Annotated in this window: 16 protein-coding genes; 11 read left to right on the top strand and 5 right to left on the bottom strand. The window is 49.2% G+C overall.

Annotated features, from left to right (window positions below):
- Nucleotides 1-9: 9 nt before the first annotated feature.
- Entirely contained in the window at nucleotides 10-438 is a 429-nt protein-coding gene (locus tag HQN60_RS14075; protein WP_173534255.1) for a type II toxin-antitoxin system RatA family toxin, read from the bottom strand.
- Between the two features lie 48 nt (nucleotides 439-486).
- Between HQN60_RS14075 and dnaB the strand changes: the two genes are divergently transcribed.
- From dnaB to HQN60_RS14055, 4 genes are all read left to right on the top strand, one after another.
- The gene (gene dnaB, locus HQN60_RS14070; RefSeq protein WP_373281531.1) at nucleotides 487-1935 is read left to right on the top strand and encodes a replicative DNA helicase; all 1449 of its coding nucleotides are present in this window, start codon (nucleotides 487-489) and stop codon (nucleotides 1933-1935) included.
- Between the two features lie 118 nt (nucleotides 1936-2053).
- Nucleotides 2054-2416, top strand: a complete 363-nt coding sequence (locus HQN60_RS14065) for a cupin domain-containing protein (RefSeq protein ID WP_173534254.1) — start codon at nucleotides 2054-2056, stop codon at nucleotides 2414-2416.
- A gap of 6 nt (nucleotides 2417-2422) precedes the next feature.
- Complete coding sequence (locus tag HQN60_RS14060; RefSeq protein WP_173534253.1) at nucleotides 2423-5119, top strand: DNA translocase FtsK; 2697 nt, start codon at nucleotides 2423-2425, stop codon at nucleotides 5117-5119.
- 67 nt (nucleotides 5120-5186) lie between these two features.
- Complete coding sequence (locus HQN60_RS14055; RefSeq protein WP_173534252.1) at nucleotides 5187-5504, top strand: DUF805 domain-containing protein; 318 nt, start codon at nucleotides 5187-5189, stop codon at nucleotides 5502-5504.
- A gap of 59 nt (nucleotides 5505-5563) precedes the next feature.
- Here the strand turns inward: HQN60_RS14055 and HQN60_RS14050 are convergent, their stop codons facing one another.
- On the bottom strand, nucleotides 5564-6532 hold the full coding sequence (locus HQN60_RS14050) for an imelysin family protein (RefSeq protein WP_173534251.1): 969 nt from the start codon (nucleotides 6530-6532) through the stop codon (nucleotides 5564-5566).
- A gap of 184 nt (nucleotides 6533-6716) precedes the next feature.
- Here HQN60_RS14050 and HQN60_RS14045 point away from each other — a divergent pair, with 184 nt between their 5' ends.
- The 3 genes from HQN60_RS14045 (at nucleotide 6717) to HQN60_RS14035 (ending at nucleotide 9674) form a co-directional block, all read left to right on the top strand.
- The gene (locus tag HQN60_RS14045) at nucleotides 6717-7088 is read left to right on the top strand and encodes a hypothetical protein (protein WP_173534250.1); all 372 of its coding nucleotides are present in this window, start codon (nucleotides 6717-6719) and stop codon (nucleotides 7086-7088) included.
- Between the two features lie 95 nt (nucleotides 7089-7183).
- Nucleotides 7184-8902, top strand: coding sequence for a proline--tRNA ligase (locus HQN60_RS14040; RefSeq protein WP_173534249.1), 1719 nt, complete (start codon nucleotides 7184-7186; stop codon nucleotides 8900-8902).
- Between the two features lie 154 nt (nucleotides 8903-9056).
- Nucleotides 9057-9674 (top strand): lytic transglycosylase domain-containing protein, encoded by a 618-nt coding sequence (locus HQN60_RS14035; RefSeq protein WP_254456635.1) that lies wholly within the window; start codon nucleotides 9057-9059, stop codon nucleotides 9672-9674.
- Nucleotides 9675-9802: 128 nt separating this feature from the next.
- Here HQN60_RS14035 and HQN60_RS14030 read toward each other — a convergent pair whose 3' ends face one another.
- The 3 genes from HQN60_RS14030 to HQN60_RS14020 form a co-directional block, all read right to left on the bottom strand.
- Nucleotides 9803-10474 carry a Crp/Fnr family transcriptional regulator gene (locus tag HQN60_RS14030; protein ID WP_173534248.1) on the bottom strand — a complete coding sequence of 224 codons (672 nt, stop codon included), beginning with the start codon at nucleotides 10472-10474 and terminating at the stop codon, nucleotides 9803-9805.
- Nucleotides 10475-10483: 9 nt separating this feature from the next.
- Nucleotides 10484-11251, bottom strand: coding sequence for an exodeoxyribonuclease III (xth, locus tag HQN60_RS14025; protein WP_173534247.1), 768 nt, complete (start codon nucleotides 11249-11251; stop codon nucleotides 10484-10486).
- Between the two features lie 227 nt (nucleotides 11252-11478).
- Entirely contained in the window at nucleotides 11479-12252 is a 774-nt protein-coding gene (locus HQN60_RS14020) for a carbonic anhydrase (RefSeq protein WP_173534246.1), read from the bottom strand.
- Nucleotides 12253-12491: 239 nt separating this feature from the next.
- Between HQN60_RS14020 and HQN60_RS14015 the strand changes: the two genes are divergently transcribed.
- Genes HQN60_RS14015 through HQN60_RS14000 form a run of 4 tightly spaced genes read left to right on the top strand, consistent with a single transcriptional unit; the run spans nucleotide 12492 to nucleotide 16273 of the window.
- On the top strand, nucleotides 12492-13001 hold the full coding sequence (locus HQN60_RS14015; RefSeq protein ID WP_173534245.1) for a hypothetical protein: 510 nt from the start codon (nucleotides 12492-12494) through the stop codon (nucleotides 12999-13001).
- Nucleotides 12998-13678, top strand: a complete 681-nt coding sequence (ung, locus tag HQN60_RS14010) for a uracil-DNA glycosylase (RefSeq protein WP_173534244.1) — start codon at nucleotides 12998-13000, stop codon at nucleotides 13676-13678. Before HQN60_RS14015 ends, ung begins: the two co-directional genes overlap by 4 nt.
- Nucleotides 13675-14547, top strand: a complete 873-nt coding sequence (locus tag HQN60_RS14005) for an ROK family protein (RefSeq protein ID WP_173534243.1) — start codon at nucleotides 13675-13677, stop codon at nucleotides 14545-14547. The genes ung and HQN60_RS14005 overlap by 4 nt, the downstream gene beginning before the upstream one ends.
- Before the next feature lie 19 nt (nucleotides 14548-14566).
- Nucleotides 14567-16273: a glycoside hydrolase family 9 protein gene (locus HQN60_RS14000; protein ID WP_173534242.1), complete on the top strand. Its 1707-nt coding sequence runs from the start codon at nucleotides 14567-14569 to the stop codon at nucleotides 16271-16273.

Here is a 16273-nt window from a genome sequence, read left to right as displayed (position 1 = left end):
ATACGGGTGTTAACCATATTTTCGGTCGGCCTCTTTAACAAAAGCATCAACAAAGGTTGAGGTGATTTTGCCAAAAACTGGGCCGATGATGGCGTCCAAAGCGCGATTGGAAAACTCGTAATCCAGCGAAAACTCGATTTTGCAGGCGTCTTCCATCAGTGGAATAAAGCGCCAAACGCCGGTGAGTGCCTTGAATGGACCATCGACAAAGTGCATCACGATTTCGTTTTCGGTTTTGGTGTCACGGGTACGAAAAAAAGTACTGACTTTTAAAAATTCGATTTTGATGGTGACATCTAAGATCTCAGCGGAGCGCTCGTGCACTTCCACGCCGCCGCACCACGGCAAAAATCGTGGGTAATCTTCCACACGATCGACTAAATCGAACATTTCTTGGGCTGAATGGGAGACAAGAACTGATTTGCGTAAACACTGCATGGCTTTGAAGGGGTAAAATAGCGAACTAATCTACCCTGTGATTGAGAAATGATTGATTATCCTGACCAAGTGAACGAGATGCAAGCGAGCTATCGCGCTAATTCGCATGCCGATGATGAAACTGCGGTATATCGGATTCCACCGCACTCGGTTGAAGCGGAGCAATCGGTACTCGGTGGTTTGATGCTCGACAATCAGGCTTTTGACAAGATTGCCGATATTATTGGTGATCAAGACTTCTACCGTGAAGACCATCGCCGCATCTATCAAGCCATTATTAAATTGGTTGAGCACAATCGCCCAGCCGATGTGATCACGGTGAAAGAGTCGCTCGATACCACCAATGATTTGACGTATGTCGGTGGACTCGCCTATCTAGGCTCCTTGGTACAAAATACCCCCTCGGCCGCCAATATTCGTCGCTACGCCGAAATCGTGCGCGAAAAATCAGTGATGCGCCAGCTCGCCAGCGTGGCGACAGAAATCGCTGATGCCACGTTTTTCCCTAATGGGCGAGACGCTAAGCAATTACTCGACGAGGCCGAATCGCGCGTCTTTATGATTGCCGAGCAATCACAAAAAGGCAGCCAAGGCTTTTTTGCGATGCCACCAATTTTGAAAGAAATCGTCGAGCGCATCGATTATTTGTACCAACAAGACAATCCATCTGAAATCACCGGCACGGCGACCGGCTTTATCGATCTGGATAAAATGACCTCCGGCCTGCAAGGCGGCGATTTGATTATTGTTGCCGGTCGTCCGTCGATGGGGAAAACGGCGTTTTCGATCAATATTGCGGAGAACGTCGCCATTGATAGCAAATTGCCGGTGGCGATTTTCTCAATGGAAATGGGCGCCGCGCAGCTCGGGATGCGGATGGTCGGCTCGGTCGGCAAGATCGATATGCATAAGCTCAAAACCGGTAAATTTGAAGACGACGATTGGCTGCGTCTGACGCATGCCGTTGGTAAGCTCTCTGAAGCACCGATTTTTATTGAAGAAACCGGCGCGTTGACAGCCTTGGATATTCGCACCAAATCACGCCGTTTAGCGCGGCAATGTGGCGGCCAGCTAGGCTTGATCGTGATCGACTATTTGCAATTGATGGCCGGGCGCTCGGGGGCAAAAGATCAAAACCGCGCAACTGAATTGGGTGAGATTTCGCGTTCGCTCAAAGGTTTGGCTCGAGAGCTCAAATGCCCAATTATTGCGCTGTCGCAGTTAAGCCGATCGGTTGAGCAACGTACCGACAAACGTCCAATGATGTCCGATTTGCGTGAATCGGGCGCGATTGAGCAAGATGCTGACTTGATTATGTTTTTGTATCGCGACGAATATTACAACCCAGATAGCCAATTTAAAGGTATTGCTGAATGTATCTTAGGTAAACACCGGAATGGCCCAACAGGCAAAATTCCACTGGTATTCCAAGGGATGCATTCACGCTTTGATAATGCACTGATGCGCCCAGATGGTTGGTCGAGTGATTTGGAATAACCATTACGGTTAGCGGCGGCATGGGTTTGATGCCGCTATGGCCGATTTGTGACATATCGCAGTGTTTGGTACTGCCGTTTTGCTGTGATATCTGTGTTTTACTGAGTTTGGGGAGCGGGTGTTGATTACTCATTTTAATGTGCCGGTACTGCCGACGTTTGATCAGCCAAGAGCCGATCGCTTGTTAAGCGGTAATCCGCAGCGCACTACTTGGTCGCACTATACGAGCGCTGATCATCAATTGTCTTGTGGTATTTGGGCGTGTGATGTTGGCTCGTGGCGCATTGCTTTTGCCGCAGACAAAGAAGAATTCTTTTGCGTGATTGAAGGCGAAGTCTGCTTATGGGATCAGAACGATCAGGGTGTGGTCGTTAAAGCGGGTGAGGCGGCGGTCATTCCAGCTGGCTTTGTGGGTCGTTTTGAGGTCATTCAAGCGGTACGTAAATATTTTGTTGTTTTAGATCGTTCTGCTGCTGTTTAGAAAAAAATGAAAAAAATTAAAAATCTGTTTACCCGTTTAAATAATCAACTTGATGGTGATATGGATGACGCGGCGCGGCAAGCTGCCATCGAGCGCGCCCGTATTGAGTCAGAACAGGGTGAGTCTGATAAGCCGGGCATTGATCGACTATTTGAATTGCCGCTGTCGCCGGTGGTTAATGTGGCCAGTAAAGGCATGGCGGGGCTGCGAAGTGCGGTGAGTAAAATCAAAGGGCTGACGCATCGCGATGCGGATGAAGTGGATGCTGAGGCCTTAGCGGAAAGAACAGAGCCCGCGTTGGATCCTTTGTTAAGTTCAGTTCATCCAGCAGCAACGAGGACTCATCGGGCGGAATCTAGTGCCGCGCCACGTCCGGCTGCCGATTTGCATCAACGATCATTGCACGAAGAGACTGTTGCTGCTGCCAGTGTTCGCGCTGCGCCAATGACAAAACCGGCCGCTGCGCCAGCATTGCCAGCGACTCAGGCAACAGCTTCGCAAACAGCTCAGCCATCGCCGATGCCACGTCGCCGAGAATTGCCCACCATCGACTTGGAACAAATTCAACATAATTTAGCGTTAAGCCAGCGTAAATTAGCTGCCGAAGGGGCGAAAATGCCCAGTAAGGCTGCGCCTGAAGTGTTGCCGATTATCGATGTGGCTGAAATTCGCAGTCGCTTGCAAGAAATTCATGCCAAACCCGAAGTGGTGGCACCCACCAGGCGCATGGGCGTTAGCCGCGTGGCGAAGCTAGATAAAGATGGCGGCGGTTTTGTCACTCAAACGCCAGCCAAAAGCAAAGCCCCATTGGCACCACCGACTTTATTACGAAAAACTGAACGTATTGAGCCACAGCCTATAACTAATGCCGCGAAGCTGGATATACCTGCTGCATCTGCTGCGAGAGAGAATGTGGGGGCTGTGGCGGATCATGTAGTGAGATCGACTGAGGTATTGCTGGAGCCGTTGTTGTCTGATGCGCCCATCTTGCCGCCAGTGGATCACCGTTTTACCCGCGCGCAAGTGCCGGTTGTGGCGCACGATGAGCCAGAGCCGCCGCAGGTCGCTCCAGCATGGGTGCCGCCCACGCTGGATGTCGCTGCACCGCCAAGTCCATTGGCCGTGCCGCCCATCGTGCGTCCTACTCACTTTTTGCGCCCGGATGAGTTTGGTGCTGCTCAAGCTGCCCCTAAGCCCAATGCCGCGTGGGGGGCGTGTGAAAATGGTTTGTGCTTGCCGCTGGATTTATTGCGCCCACCGTTGGTGAGTGCTCAAACCGTAACGCAAGACGATTTGCTTGAGCGCAGTATTTTAATTGAAGAAAAACTCACCGAATTTAAAGTTAAAGTCAGCGTGCTTGATGCTTATGCTGGCCCAGTAATTACCCGCTTTGAAGTCGAGCCCGCAATGGGCGTGCGCGGTGCGCAAGTGGTGAATTTGGCTAAAGATCTTGCCCGTTCGCTGGGTGTTGCCGCCGTGCGGGTGGTCGAGACGATTCCGGGTAAAACCTGTATGGGTTTGGAACTGCCCAATCCAACGCGGCAAATGATTCGCTTGTCCGAGATTTTGTCGGCACCAGAATACCAGCAGCAAGTGTCGCCCATTACCATTGCGTTGGGTAAAGATATTGCCGGTTTACCCGTTGCGACCGATCTAGCCAAAACGCCGCATATGCTGGTGGCGGGAACGACCGGCTCGGGGAAGTCGGTCGGTGTGAATGCGATGATTTTGTCGATTTTATTTAAAGCCACGCCCGATGAAGTGCGCTTTATTATGATCGACCCCAAAATGCTGGAATTGTCGATTTATGAAGGCATTCCGCATTTGCTGGCGCCGGTGGTGACCGATATGAAACTGGCCGCCAATGCACTCAATTGGTGTGTCGGCGAAATGGAAAAACGCTATCGCTTGTTGAGTGCGCTTGGCGTGCGTAATTTGGCGGGATTTAACCAAAAAGTCGCTGATGCCGCCGCCAAGGGTCGCAAACTGACCAATCCATTTTCTTTAACGCCAGATGATCCCGAGCCGCTAGAACACCTCCCCTTGATTGTGGTGGTGGTGGATGAATTTGCTGATTTGATGATGGTGGCGGGTAAAAAAATCGAGGAATTAATCGCCCGCTTGGCGCAAAAAGCCCGCGCAGCGGGGATTCATTTGATTTTGGCGACGCAACGCCCGTCGGTCGATGTGATTACCGGTTTAATTAAAGCCAATATTCCAACGCGCTTGGCATTTCAGGTGTCGAGCAAAATCGATAGTCGAACCATTCTTGATCAAATGGGGGCTGAGGCTTTGCTAGGGCAGGGGGATATGCTGTTCTTGCCGCCCGGTAGCGGTTATCCAACGCGGATTCATGGTGCGTTTGTAGATGATGCCGAGGTGCATTGTGTCGTTGAATACTTAAAGCAACTTGGCGAACCCAATTATGTTGAGGGTGTGTTGCATCCAGTGGCGGGTGAGGATAATGGCATCAGTGGCTGGACGAGTGGCGCAGAGGGCGAAGAGGCTGATCCTTTGTACGACGAGGCGGTTGCCTTGGTGCTAAAAAGTCGCCGCGCTTCGATTTCTGGCGTGCAAAGACAAATGCGAATTGGCTACAACCGTGCTGCACGCTTAATCGAGCAAATGGAAGCAGCGGGTTTAGTCAGTGCCATGGAAACCAGCGGCAACCGTACTGTTTTGGCGCCACCCTTGGCGGAATAGCGGATACGTCCGGCCTTCAAACTCGATTGTGGCTGTTGTTTTGGTGTTGTACATAAAGGGGAAAATCATGAAGTTTGAAGAGTCAATCCGCACTTGTTTTAGTAAGTACGCTGATTTTAAAGGGCGCGCGGTCCGTTCTGAATATTGGTGGTGGGTGTTGTTTACGTTCTTGGCGGGAGTGGCGCTGAGCTTGGCTGGGGAGACTATTTCTGGTGTTTTTTCTTTATTGACGCTATTGCCGTCGTTGGCCGTTGGTGCTCGTCGATTGCATGACACCAATCGCAGTGGCTGGTGGCAGCTGATTTGGTTCTTACCGATTATTGGCTGGATTTTATTGTTGTATTGGTTTGCCAGTGAAGGGGTTGAGCCGAATCGTTTTGATTGATTCAAGTTCGATACGGTTTTGTCTAGTAATTGGGCCAGCATAATTGCTGGCCCAATTGTTTAGTTGCGGCGTAGTGCCGTGGCTACGTCGGTGCGTAAGGTGTCATTTAGTAATTGAGCGGCAACGCTAACTTGCTTGGCATTGCGCTCGCTATTGTGCTGCGCCAATTGTTGGCCTGCCTGCTGTAATTTGCTGAGCTGCTGTTGCGTTTTCTTCCATTGCTTTTGGTGTTGGCGCGATAGTAGGTAATCATCCAGCCCGATGCCTTTTGCGCCGGTGATGAGTGTGCTAAGCCCTGCGATATTGGCGTTAATCTCTTGGGTGATATGCGGTTTGGCACTGTCTTGCGGTTTGAAGCTCGCTAAACGCTGGCTGCCAGCTTCGAGCGCTTTCAAGTATTCGGTCATTAATTGCCCGGGGTAAGAAATATCATATGCCGCGCCTCGAATTAAACCTTGCCATTCATACTTTAAAATAGTGACTTGTCGCGATATGGTTTTTGCTTGCCAATTGACATAGGCGCACAGTGAATCTTGCTGCAGCAAAGTCAGCGGCGGCGTGTCGTTAAATAACACGGCAGCAATGACAGGTAGCCCAAGATAGCCATCGGCAAGCTGCTGGCCATAATAATGTGCTTCACCGTCGCTCATTGGCTGGGTGGGCATGGTTAAACTTTGCCGAGCGAGCTCGGTGGTGCTTTGGGCGGGGATTTCAAATAGCCGGGAAGTGGGTTGCTGCTTGCTCGGTCCGATGGGTGCAATGCCGATCTGCTGCCAAGCGCTGAATGTCCTGAGGTAGGCTTGTTGCGCTTGCTGTAAATTGGCCTCGCTTGGCTGCTGGCAAAGCGCCGCCGTGTTTTGATTTAATTCATTGGCCGCGGTCTGTAATGCTTGAACTTGCGGCGCAATGACTTGATTCATGATCGAGAGCGTTAATTCTGGGGTGCTTACTTTGTTGGGCGTTGGGGTATTGGTTGCCAGCGCGCTACCAATCCAAGCACTCATTACGAGTAAAGCGTATTTTTTCATGGCACTCCTCCTTTTTTTATGGCGTATTGATATCACATGGTTTGTCTCATTGTCAGTAGGTTTGATGGGCTGCCGCGTTTTAGTTCATTGAACTTCTCTCGGATGTTGCATTTTTTGCTGACGAATTGGTGATGGCTTGTATAATCGGCGACTTGTTTAATGAATTTATTGATGGATGCAAAGCATGAGCTTTTATTTTCGCCCTGATGACGTACCTGAGTTGCAAGGCCTAACGCGCTGGGATCAGCGAGTATTGCTGCGGGGTACTTTTATTAAAGAGCGTGCGATGTCGACTGTCGTTTTGTTGATGGCGGTGCTGGGTAGTGTGCAATTTGTGATTAATCCATTGCTGGTGCAATACGCACCCACGATTCGTGCCGATAATATGTTTTATGCCGCGATTTTAGTGGGCTGGCTGTTATTTTTGATGTGGGCGCGTGATGCCATCATGATGAATATATTGCGGCCCAAGCTAGCGCTCAAGCGTGCCGAAATGAAGGCGGCTGAGATTGCGCAATTAGAAGCCGCACGAGCCAGTGAGCAAGGCCAAGACTAATGGATATTGCTGCGGCTAGGCTGCCGCGCTATGGATTAGGCGCGCGGACGATCGCGGCCAATTTTATTTGATTTATTTTTCGGAATTATTTTCTTATGCGCACTTCGCAACTGTTTATTTCTACTAAAAAAGAAGCGCCCGCTGAAGCAGAATTGCTTTCACATAAATTGATGTTGCGTGCGGGTTTAATTAAGCGTTTGGGTTCGGGTCTGTATACGTGGATGCCGCTGGGTTTGCGTGTGTTGCGTAAAGTGGAGGCGGTCGTTCGCTCAGAAATGAATACCGCTGGCGCACAAGAGTTATTGATGCCTGCGGTGCAGCCGGCTGAGCTGTGGCAAGAAACCGGTCGTTGGGATGTTTTTGGCCCACAAATGCTGAAAATCACCGACCGTCATGAGCGTCAATTCTGTTTTGGCCCAACGCACGAAGAAGTGATTACCGATATTGCGCGCAGCGAATTGCGCTCTTACAAGCAATTGCCGGCTAACTTTTATCAAGTTCAAACCAAATTCCGCGATGAGATCCGCCCACGCTTTGGGGTGATGCGTGCGCGTGAATTTATGATGAAAGATGCCTATTCATTCCATGCGTCTTTTGAATCATTGCAACAAACTTATGATGTGATGTACGGCGCGTATTCTAAGGTGTTTACCCGTCTAGGCCTGCAGTTCCGTGCGGTTGCGGCCGATACCGGTGCAATAGGTGGCTCGGGCTCGCACGAGTTTCACGTGCTTGCCGATGCCGGTGAAGATTTGCTCGCGTACTGCCCAACGACAGATTACGCGGCTAACGTTGAATTGGCTGAGGCCTTCGCGCCGAGCGCGCCACGCGCTGCTGCGGCAGCGGCGATGACTGAGGTGGATACACCGAAACAAACTGCCTGCGCAGATGTGGCTGCCTTGCTCGGTGTTGGCGTTGAGCGCACCGTAAAAGCCATTGCTTTGGTGACGGTTGCGGGTGAATTTGTATTGGCGTTACTGCGTGGCGATCATAATCTGAACGAAGTGAAAATCGCTAAGCTCGAAGGCATGGCTGATTTCCGATTTGCATCTGATGATGAAATCCGTGCCGCGCTATTGTGCCCACCAGGATTTATCGGTCCAGTCGGCATCAATGCCGATATCCGTGTGATCGCCGATTTAACGGTTGCGGCGATGAGCGACTTTATTTGCGGCGCGAATAAGCCAAAATTGCACTTGTCGGGCGTGAACTTTGGCCGTGATTTACCAGAACCACACATCGTTGCTGATATTCGCAATGTAATGAATGGCGATGTGTGTCCAGATGGCAAGGGTGGCGTATTGGAATTGTGCCGTGGTATTGAAGTCGGCCATATTTTCCAATTGCGCACTAAGTATTCAGAAGCCATGAATTGCGTTTTTGTGACTGAGCAAAACACCCAGCAAGCCATGGAAATGGGTTGCTACGGTATTGGCGTATCGCGCATTGTTGCTGCGGCGATTGAACAAAATCACGATGCCAAAGGCATTATTTGGCCAGCAGCGATGGCGCCATTTAGCGTGGCTGTTGTGGCAGTGGGTTACCACAAGTCCGAAGCCGTGAAAGCCGCTGCGGATCAATTGTATGCCCAGCTGCTTGCGGCCGGTGTCGATGTCTTGCTGGATGATCGTAATGAGCGTCCGGGCTCGATGTTTGCCGATATGGAATTGATTGGTATTCCACATCGCGTCACCATTGGCGATAAAGCATTGGCTGAAGGTATGGTGGAATATGTGGCGCGCCGCGAAGGTGAAATGAAAAAAATCGCACTGAGCGAAGCGCTGGAATGGATTCAAACGCAAACGAAGGCATAAGTAAGCGCTTAAATTAAGCTTGCCTTGGTGAGCTTAATTTACTTTTGCCTTGCAAAGAATTTATTTTTGTTAGGTATATTCATGCGGTGTATTTATTTACTGATTTGCATGAATATACCCCTCGCTTAAGATCTTGTGACAAAAGGGGTTTGACGTGAAGTGCAGCGTATTGCTGGTTACGAGTTTGTTGTGTTGGCCATTGTTGACTTGGGCTGGTGCGCAAAGAGAGGAAACTTTATCTTCATCGGTGCAAACGACGTTGCAGCGCTCGATTAGTGATCGAATGGAGCCGCGCTTAATTTTTGCGAACCCAGCTGATGCCGAAGTTTGGCTGTCGGCGATGTCTGAGCGACTCAAAAAACGAATTCCAGATGAGTTTGTTCGTCGTAAATTGCTGACGGCGATTCATTACGAAGCCACGCGGGCGGGGCTTGATCCGCAGTTAGTCATGGGCTTGATCCATGTTGAGAGCGGCTTTAATCGTTATGCAGTGAGTGTGGTGGGCGCGCGTGGCTTAATGCAGGTGATGCCATTTTGGCAGCGCAGTATTGGCAGTGCTGAGCACAATCTCTTTGATATGAATACCAATCTGCGTTACGGTTGTACCATTTTGCGGCATTATTTGGATCGCGAAAACGGCGATTATTTTCGCGCCTTGGGCCGTTATAACGGTAGTTTAGGCAAGGCGGAGTATCCTAATTTAGTGCATGGCGCTTGGAAGAATGGGTATGACTGGCAAAGTCCAAGTAATGGGCTAGTAGCGCAAAAATAAATGGGTTTGCATTAAAAAAGCGGCGTCACTGGTGACGTCGCTTTTTTTTGTTGGCTCGTAACGTGTTTTGAGTTTAGCCGCTGGCGAAGTGGCCATCTGAGCCGAGTTCCAGTAACCGTTAATAGCGGCTAGCTGGGTAATTGATTGATTTGAATGATTTGGATAAAGCCACTTTTCATTTTAAGAAAGCCGGCTTCTTCCCAGTGACTGAGTTGCTTGTTGACGCTTTCTCGCGATGCACCGACAAAATTAGCTAAATCTTGTTGGGTCATTTTTAAATCAATACGTACGCCATCGGCATTGGCTTGGCCGTAGTTATGCGCCAACTGGCGTAATATTTTCGCTAGTCGCAGTGGCAAAGGCAGAAAGAGTGTGTCTTGCACTAAGTCATTGGCGCTTCTGAGTCGTTCGCACAGTGTGGTGATTAATGAGCGCATCACATGCGGGTGATGATCAAGGTATTGATCGACTGCGCTACGTTGCAAGACTAAAAGTTCACCGTCTTCAAGCGCTTCGACGCTGGCGTTGCGCGGTGCGCCATCGAGCATGGCGAGCTCGCCAAAGACTTCGCCGCCTTCTAAAATCGCCAGCGTAATTTCACGGCCTTCTTCATTGCTGCGAGTGACTTTTAAGCGACCATGAATGACGGCAAACATCTCATCACCGCAAACCCCTTGGGCGACGATAATTTGTTTGGCTTTAACGTGTCGGGTTTGCGCTTGCTGCGCTAAATTTTCCAGCTCGCTTGGCGTGAGCTCACAAAACAAGCTGCTGCCTGAAAGTAATTTGGCTTTGTTCATCGTGATCTCTTAGCTTAATGTGGCAATAACCGGTGTATGGTCAGATGGACGCTCATTTTTGCGCGGTTCGATGTCGATTTCACAGGCGGTGCATTGTGCTGCGAGTGCTGGCGAGAGCAAAATGTGATCGATACGCAGTCCGGCATTTTTTTTGAAAGAAAACCCACGGTAATCCCACCAGCTAAAGGATTTTTCTGGCTGATCAAACAATCGAAAACTATCAACCAAACCCAATTGGAGCCATTGCGCAAACATGTCCCGCTCTTGAGGTGAGACTAGATTGCCGCCTTGCCATTTGGTGATGTCATGTACATCACGGTCTTCGGGCGCAATATTGTAGTCGCCCAGTAGCGCCAGCTTGGGATGTAGCGCCATTTGCTCAATTAAAAACGCTTTCATCGCGGCGAGCCAGGCCATTTTGTAAGGGAATTTCTCTGAGTCTAAAGCTTGTCCATTAGGAATATAGGCGCCAATCAGGCGAATGCCTGCCACCGTGGCGGTAATGACGCGCTTTTGCGCGTCGGGGTATTCGGGTAGGTTGATGATGACGTCGGAAATTGCTTCGCGCGCGATAATCGCCACGCCGTTATAAGTTTTCTGCCCGGCAAATTCGACAAAAAAACCGGCGCTTTCGATTTCTTCTTTAGGGAAAACTGGGTCGTCCATTTTTGTTTCTTGCAAGCAAAGTGCAGTAACGTCAGGATTTGCATTGAGCCAATCTAAAACCTGCGGCAAGCGAACCTTGAGTGAATTGACGTTCCAGGTTGCAATTTTCATTGTAAGGCGATTCCTAAATAATCTGTTTGGCGTAAAAGGTGCCGTATTTTCACATAGTTTCATCACTAAGTGATGAAGCAAAAGCTTTCTTGCTTCGAGGTTGTTTCTTGTCGTGCTCGGGGTGCTGCCTACGGCTTTGGCGCCTCGCCAGCAAACTTTTGCATGCGCACTGTATGGTCATCAGTATGTTGATGTGACCTATGCGCTCAATCATTTTGCTGGCAATACTAATTGCTTTCTAAAATTGCGCGTTGCTGCAGCGATTGAATTGGCCGTGCATTCATGGGGAACTCGCGTTCAAAGCGGGCGATTTGTGCCGCAGAGAGTGTTTGCGGTGTTTTTAGTACTAACCAACGAACCCCTTCACTGCATGGCGGCGTGGTGAGTGAGCCCATAAAGGTCCAGTACTGACGGTTGCTGGGTAGTAAGTCGTTGATGTTGTAACGAATGTCATCGTAGTTGCGTGTTTCATTATGGTTTTTGGGGAATTTATCCCAAAACTGCGCCAGCATAGCTTGGGCGTTGCTGCCTTGATTGAGTAGTACGGCAATAACAGCGAGTTGCCCAGCTTCATTTTTATGAACTAAATGCGCCACCATCGGGTAGCGTTGACCGCCAACGGCTTCTTCGCTTGGGGTGTGAAAATGAAATTGCAGTAATTGGTAGCGGTCATTGCCAATGACTAAAAAACTACCGGGATCATAATTGAGTTGAATCGTGTGACCATTATTTTGAATATTGGTTTTTGAGTCGCGATATTGAAATTGTAATGGCTCTAAATCATGGCTGTATGCTTCGGTAATGTTGATGGGCGACTGCTGTTTTCCATCACGGCATAAACTAAATTCAGATTTCATGTCGCCCCAATGGCTGGGTCCCGATTCTCCTTCGTAACTCCAGTGTGTCGGATCGTGTTTGGCTTTATGGGGTTTTTCATTGGCCAAGCTACTCGCAAATACACCAGACAAAGCAATTGCAAGAATTGTGGTTTTTATCAGCATTGCAGTACTCCAGAAATTTAGATATTTGTGCATCGTCTTCGGCCAAAGTCGATCACCATCGGTGGCGAATTAAGTACGCCAACATTGTATGGTGAAGCAAGGCGGTTTTGTATTGTCGACTTAAATGCATTACTACTTTTTATTAGCATAGAAAGCGTGCGCTTGTTTTGCGCTGTTTTGCATTAATACACAAACTTCACGTTATAATCGTCTCATTATTGATTGTATCAAAGTGGCGCATGCGATTATCTCCATTTGATGGCCCTTGTTTGTTGCGCGAAGCACTACCATTGGCTTGGTCTTTAGAGGATGAAGCGGGTAACGATTGGGAAATGTGTCGTTATTTGCAGGTGTTGGCTGATTTTGAATTGCCCCATGATGGCAGTGATGATTCGCAATCGTTACAAGCAATAAAAACCGATTTGACTTTGCTTTGGTTGGCTAAAACATTAAAAGTTACGCTGCCTAATGAGGTTGAAGCCGTGATGGGGCTAGAATCGGTGGCTTGGCATGCTCAAGTCGCTTTGCCGATCGGGCAGCAAGGTGTGGTGGTTTTTTGTTTGTCGAAAGAATTTCCAATGTTATTAAAATTAAACGCACAAATCGAGCAATGCATTTCGCAGGCGTCGGGTTATGTGATTTATGCTAAATGGTTGCCTATGCGCAATATGTTGTTGGATAGTTTTGAGAAAATGATATTTCGTTATCATCGCCGTTATATTCAACAATTGCGCGAGCTGGGTGTATGAATTTATATTCTGTAATTCCATCGGCTTGGCAGTCTGCTTTATCCGCTACTTGCCAACGCCCCGAAATTGAACAATTAACACAATTTTTAACTGGGCAATTAGCGCAAAAAAAAGTCATTTATCCAGCGCAAGCCGATTGGTTTAATGCCCTAAAACTGGTTTCACCAGAAGAGGTTAAAGTCGTTATCTTGGGGCAAGACCCTTATCATGGCGCGGGTGAGGCGCATGGTTTGGCATTTTCTGTACCATTTGGCGTAAAAACGCCACCCTCTTTACGCAATATTTGGCAAGAACTTGCGCGAGATTTGGGCGTAACCCCGGCGCAGCATGGCAATCTAACTGGGTGGGCGAAACAAGGCGTGTTATTACTCAATACCTCGCTCACTGTTGAGGCGAATCAGGCGGGCTCTCATGCAAAAAAAGGCTGGGAAGTCTTAACCGATGCGGTGATTACGCATCTGGCTAAAACGCAAACAGGATTGGTCTTTGTGTTGTGGGGCGCTCATGCACAAAAGAAGATCCCTTTAATTGGTCCTTCGCATTGTATTTTACGTTCGGCGCATCCTTCGCCTTTATCGGCTTACCGTGGTTTTCTGGGGTGCGGGCATTTTTCGAGCGTGAATGCTTATTTATCTAGCCAAGGGCGGCGCGAAATTGATTGGAGTCAGGCAGAGTGAATGTATTGGCATTTGATATTGGTGGCACCCAGATTAAGTATGGTGTTGTAACGAGGGATGGCGAGGTATTGTCGGCGCAGGTGGTTGATACGCCTAAGCAATCGGCGGCCTTGGTGCAATGCTTGCGCGAATTAGTTGGGCAGATACAGCAACAGTTTACGTTTGGCGGTATTGCAATCAGTACCTTTGGCTTGGTCGACGTCAATAGCGGCATGATTTTAGGTGCCGCTGAAGCCATTCCTGACTACGCAGGCACGTCACCTAAAGCGATTCTGGCTCAAGAATTTGGCTTGCCGGTAAGCATTGATAATGATGTGAACTGCGTGGCTTTAGCAGAAGGTTGGCGTGGTGCGGCGCAAGGTGTGGCGCACTATCTGGCCATTGCCATCGGCACCGGCATTGGTGGCGGTATTGTGCTAAATCAGCAAATTTATCGGGGCCATCGCGCAGCTGCAGGTGAGTGGGGCTATATGAAGATTGATGGCCTAGTTTGGGAAGATCATGCCTCTATGCGTGGCTTGCTGTCGGCGGCAAATCAGCGCTGTTCCAATCAGTTTGTTGATGGCCGCGCGGTTTTTGCCGCGTATGATCAGCAAGACCTTGCGGTTGTACCGGTGGTGCAAGACTGGTTTAAATTGCTGGCAACGGGGGTTGCAAACTTAATTTATGCGTTTAATCCCGAGCGAGTGGTAATCGGTGGCGGAGTAAGTGCACGTGGCACTGTGTTTCTCAAAGAATTAAATGCGGCAATCGACGCACAATTATTGCCTGATTTTCAGGGGATGACCGAAGTGGTATTGGCTTGCGCCGGCAATCATGCGGGCATGATCGGCGCTACCCGAAACTGGTTGCAAACCAATAAATATTAAAAAGCCAAAGGATTGTATTGTGAATTTTTTATTTAATCATCTTGGGTTTGCCCCAAATGCCGAGAAGGTTGCTTTGATTGAAGCGCCTGTTGATCAGTTGGCTGGTAAAACATTTACCGTGTTTGATGCCAATACGCGCCAAGCGGTGTTGCGCGGTGCAATTACGCCACAAGGTGGCGTTGCCAAGTGGAAAAACTGGCATTTTTGGGGGGCTGATTTTTCAGCCTTAACCACCGTAGGTGAATATTTTGTGGTGGTTGATGATTTGCATCCACCTTTGGTTTCGCATCGCTTTGCCATTGCCGAGGGCTTGTTTGCTGGGCAAATGCTTTCTGATCTGGTGCATTACATCAAAGGGCAGCGCTGCACTGGGATTTACAATCAAGCGGATTTGTCTCGCCCTAAGTGGGGCTCAGAAGAGCGCCGTGATGTGAGCGGTGGTTGGTATGATGCTTCTGGCGATTGCTCGAAATATTTGTCGCATTTGGCTTTTTCGCAATATATGAATCCGCAGCAAACGCCACAAGTGGTGTGGAATTTAATTGATGGACACTCACGTTTGCCCGCGCAGTTGAAGTGGTTTGACGAACGCATGGTTGATGAAGCGTTGCATGGCGCCGACTTTTTAGTTCGTATGCAAGATCCAGCCGGTTACTTCTATATGACGGTGTTTGATCAGTGGAGTAAAGACGAAAATCGGCGTGATATTTGTGAGTACAAAACCCAGAAAGGGGATAAATACGCCAGTTATCAAGCCGCTTTCCGACAAGGTGGCGGCATGGCTATTGCGGCATTGGCTCGTGCGTCGCAATTGTCTCGCGATGGCGAGTGTTTTGGTCGGGCGGATTATTTGCTGGCCGCTAGCCGTGGATTTGCGCACTTAGAAGCGCATAACCTCGCGTATTTAGAAGATCAAACTGAAAATATTATTGATGATTATTGCGCATTATTGGCCGCATCCGAATTGTGGGATGTGACTGCCGATGGGGTGTATTTGGCTGCGGCCGAGCGCCGTGTGCAGCAAATTTTGGCGCGTCAGCAGCCTGAGGGTTGGTTCCGAGCTGATGAGCTCGGTGCGCGAAGCTATTTCCATGCGGCCGAAGCCGGTTTGCTGTATATCGCTTTGTTGCGCTTTATTGAAGTGGCGCCAGAGTCAACATGGCTTGCTTCAATCCGAGATGCGCTGCGCTTGGCTTATACGTTTGAGATTAAAATTACTTATGCGGACGTGAATAATCCATTTGGGTATCCGCGTCAATATGTTAAACATAATGGCTTAGCGGGCAATACCCAGTTCTTTATTCCGCATCAAAATGAATCAGGGTATTGGTGGCAGGGTGAAAACGCACGTTTGGCATCGATTGTTGCCGCAGCGGCGCAGGTGCAGTGCTTGTTTGCCGATGATGCCGAGTTTGCGGCGCAAATCGCCAAATATGGTCAGTCGGCACTGGATTGGATCTTAGGTGCTAATCCTTATGATGCTTGTATGTTGCAAGGCTGGGGTCGCAATAATCCACGTTATGAACCGGGGTTTTATAATGCACCGGGCGGGGTGTGTAATGGGATTACCAGCGGCTTTGATGATGAAGCCGATATCGACTTTAAAACGGCGGAAGTGGCCACTATGGCCAATAGTTGGCGCTGGACCGAGCAATGGATGCCGCATGGTGCCTGGCTATTTTTGGCGCTGTGTTGCCGAGTAAAAAACGAATCAAAAGAGGTGTGA

This window comes from Deefgea piscis (genome assembly GCF_013284055.1).
Taxonomy (GTDB): domain Bacteria; phylum Pseudomonadota; class Gammaproteobacteria; order Burkholderiales; family Chitinibacteraceae; genus Deefgea; species Deefgea piscis.
This window is presented reverse-complemented; position numbering and strand designations above follow the sequence as displayed.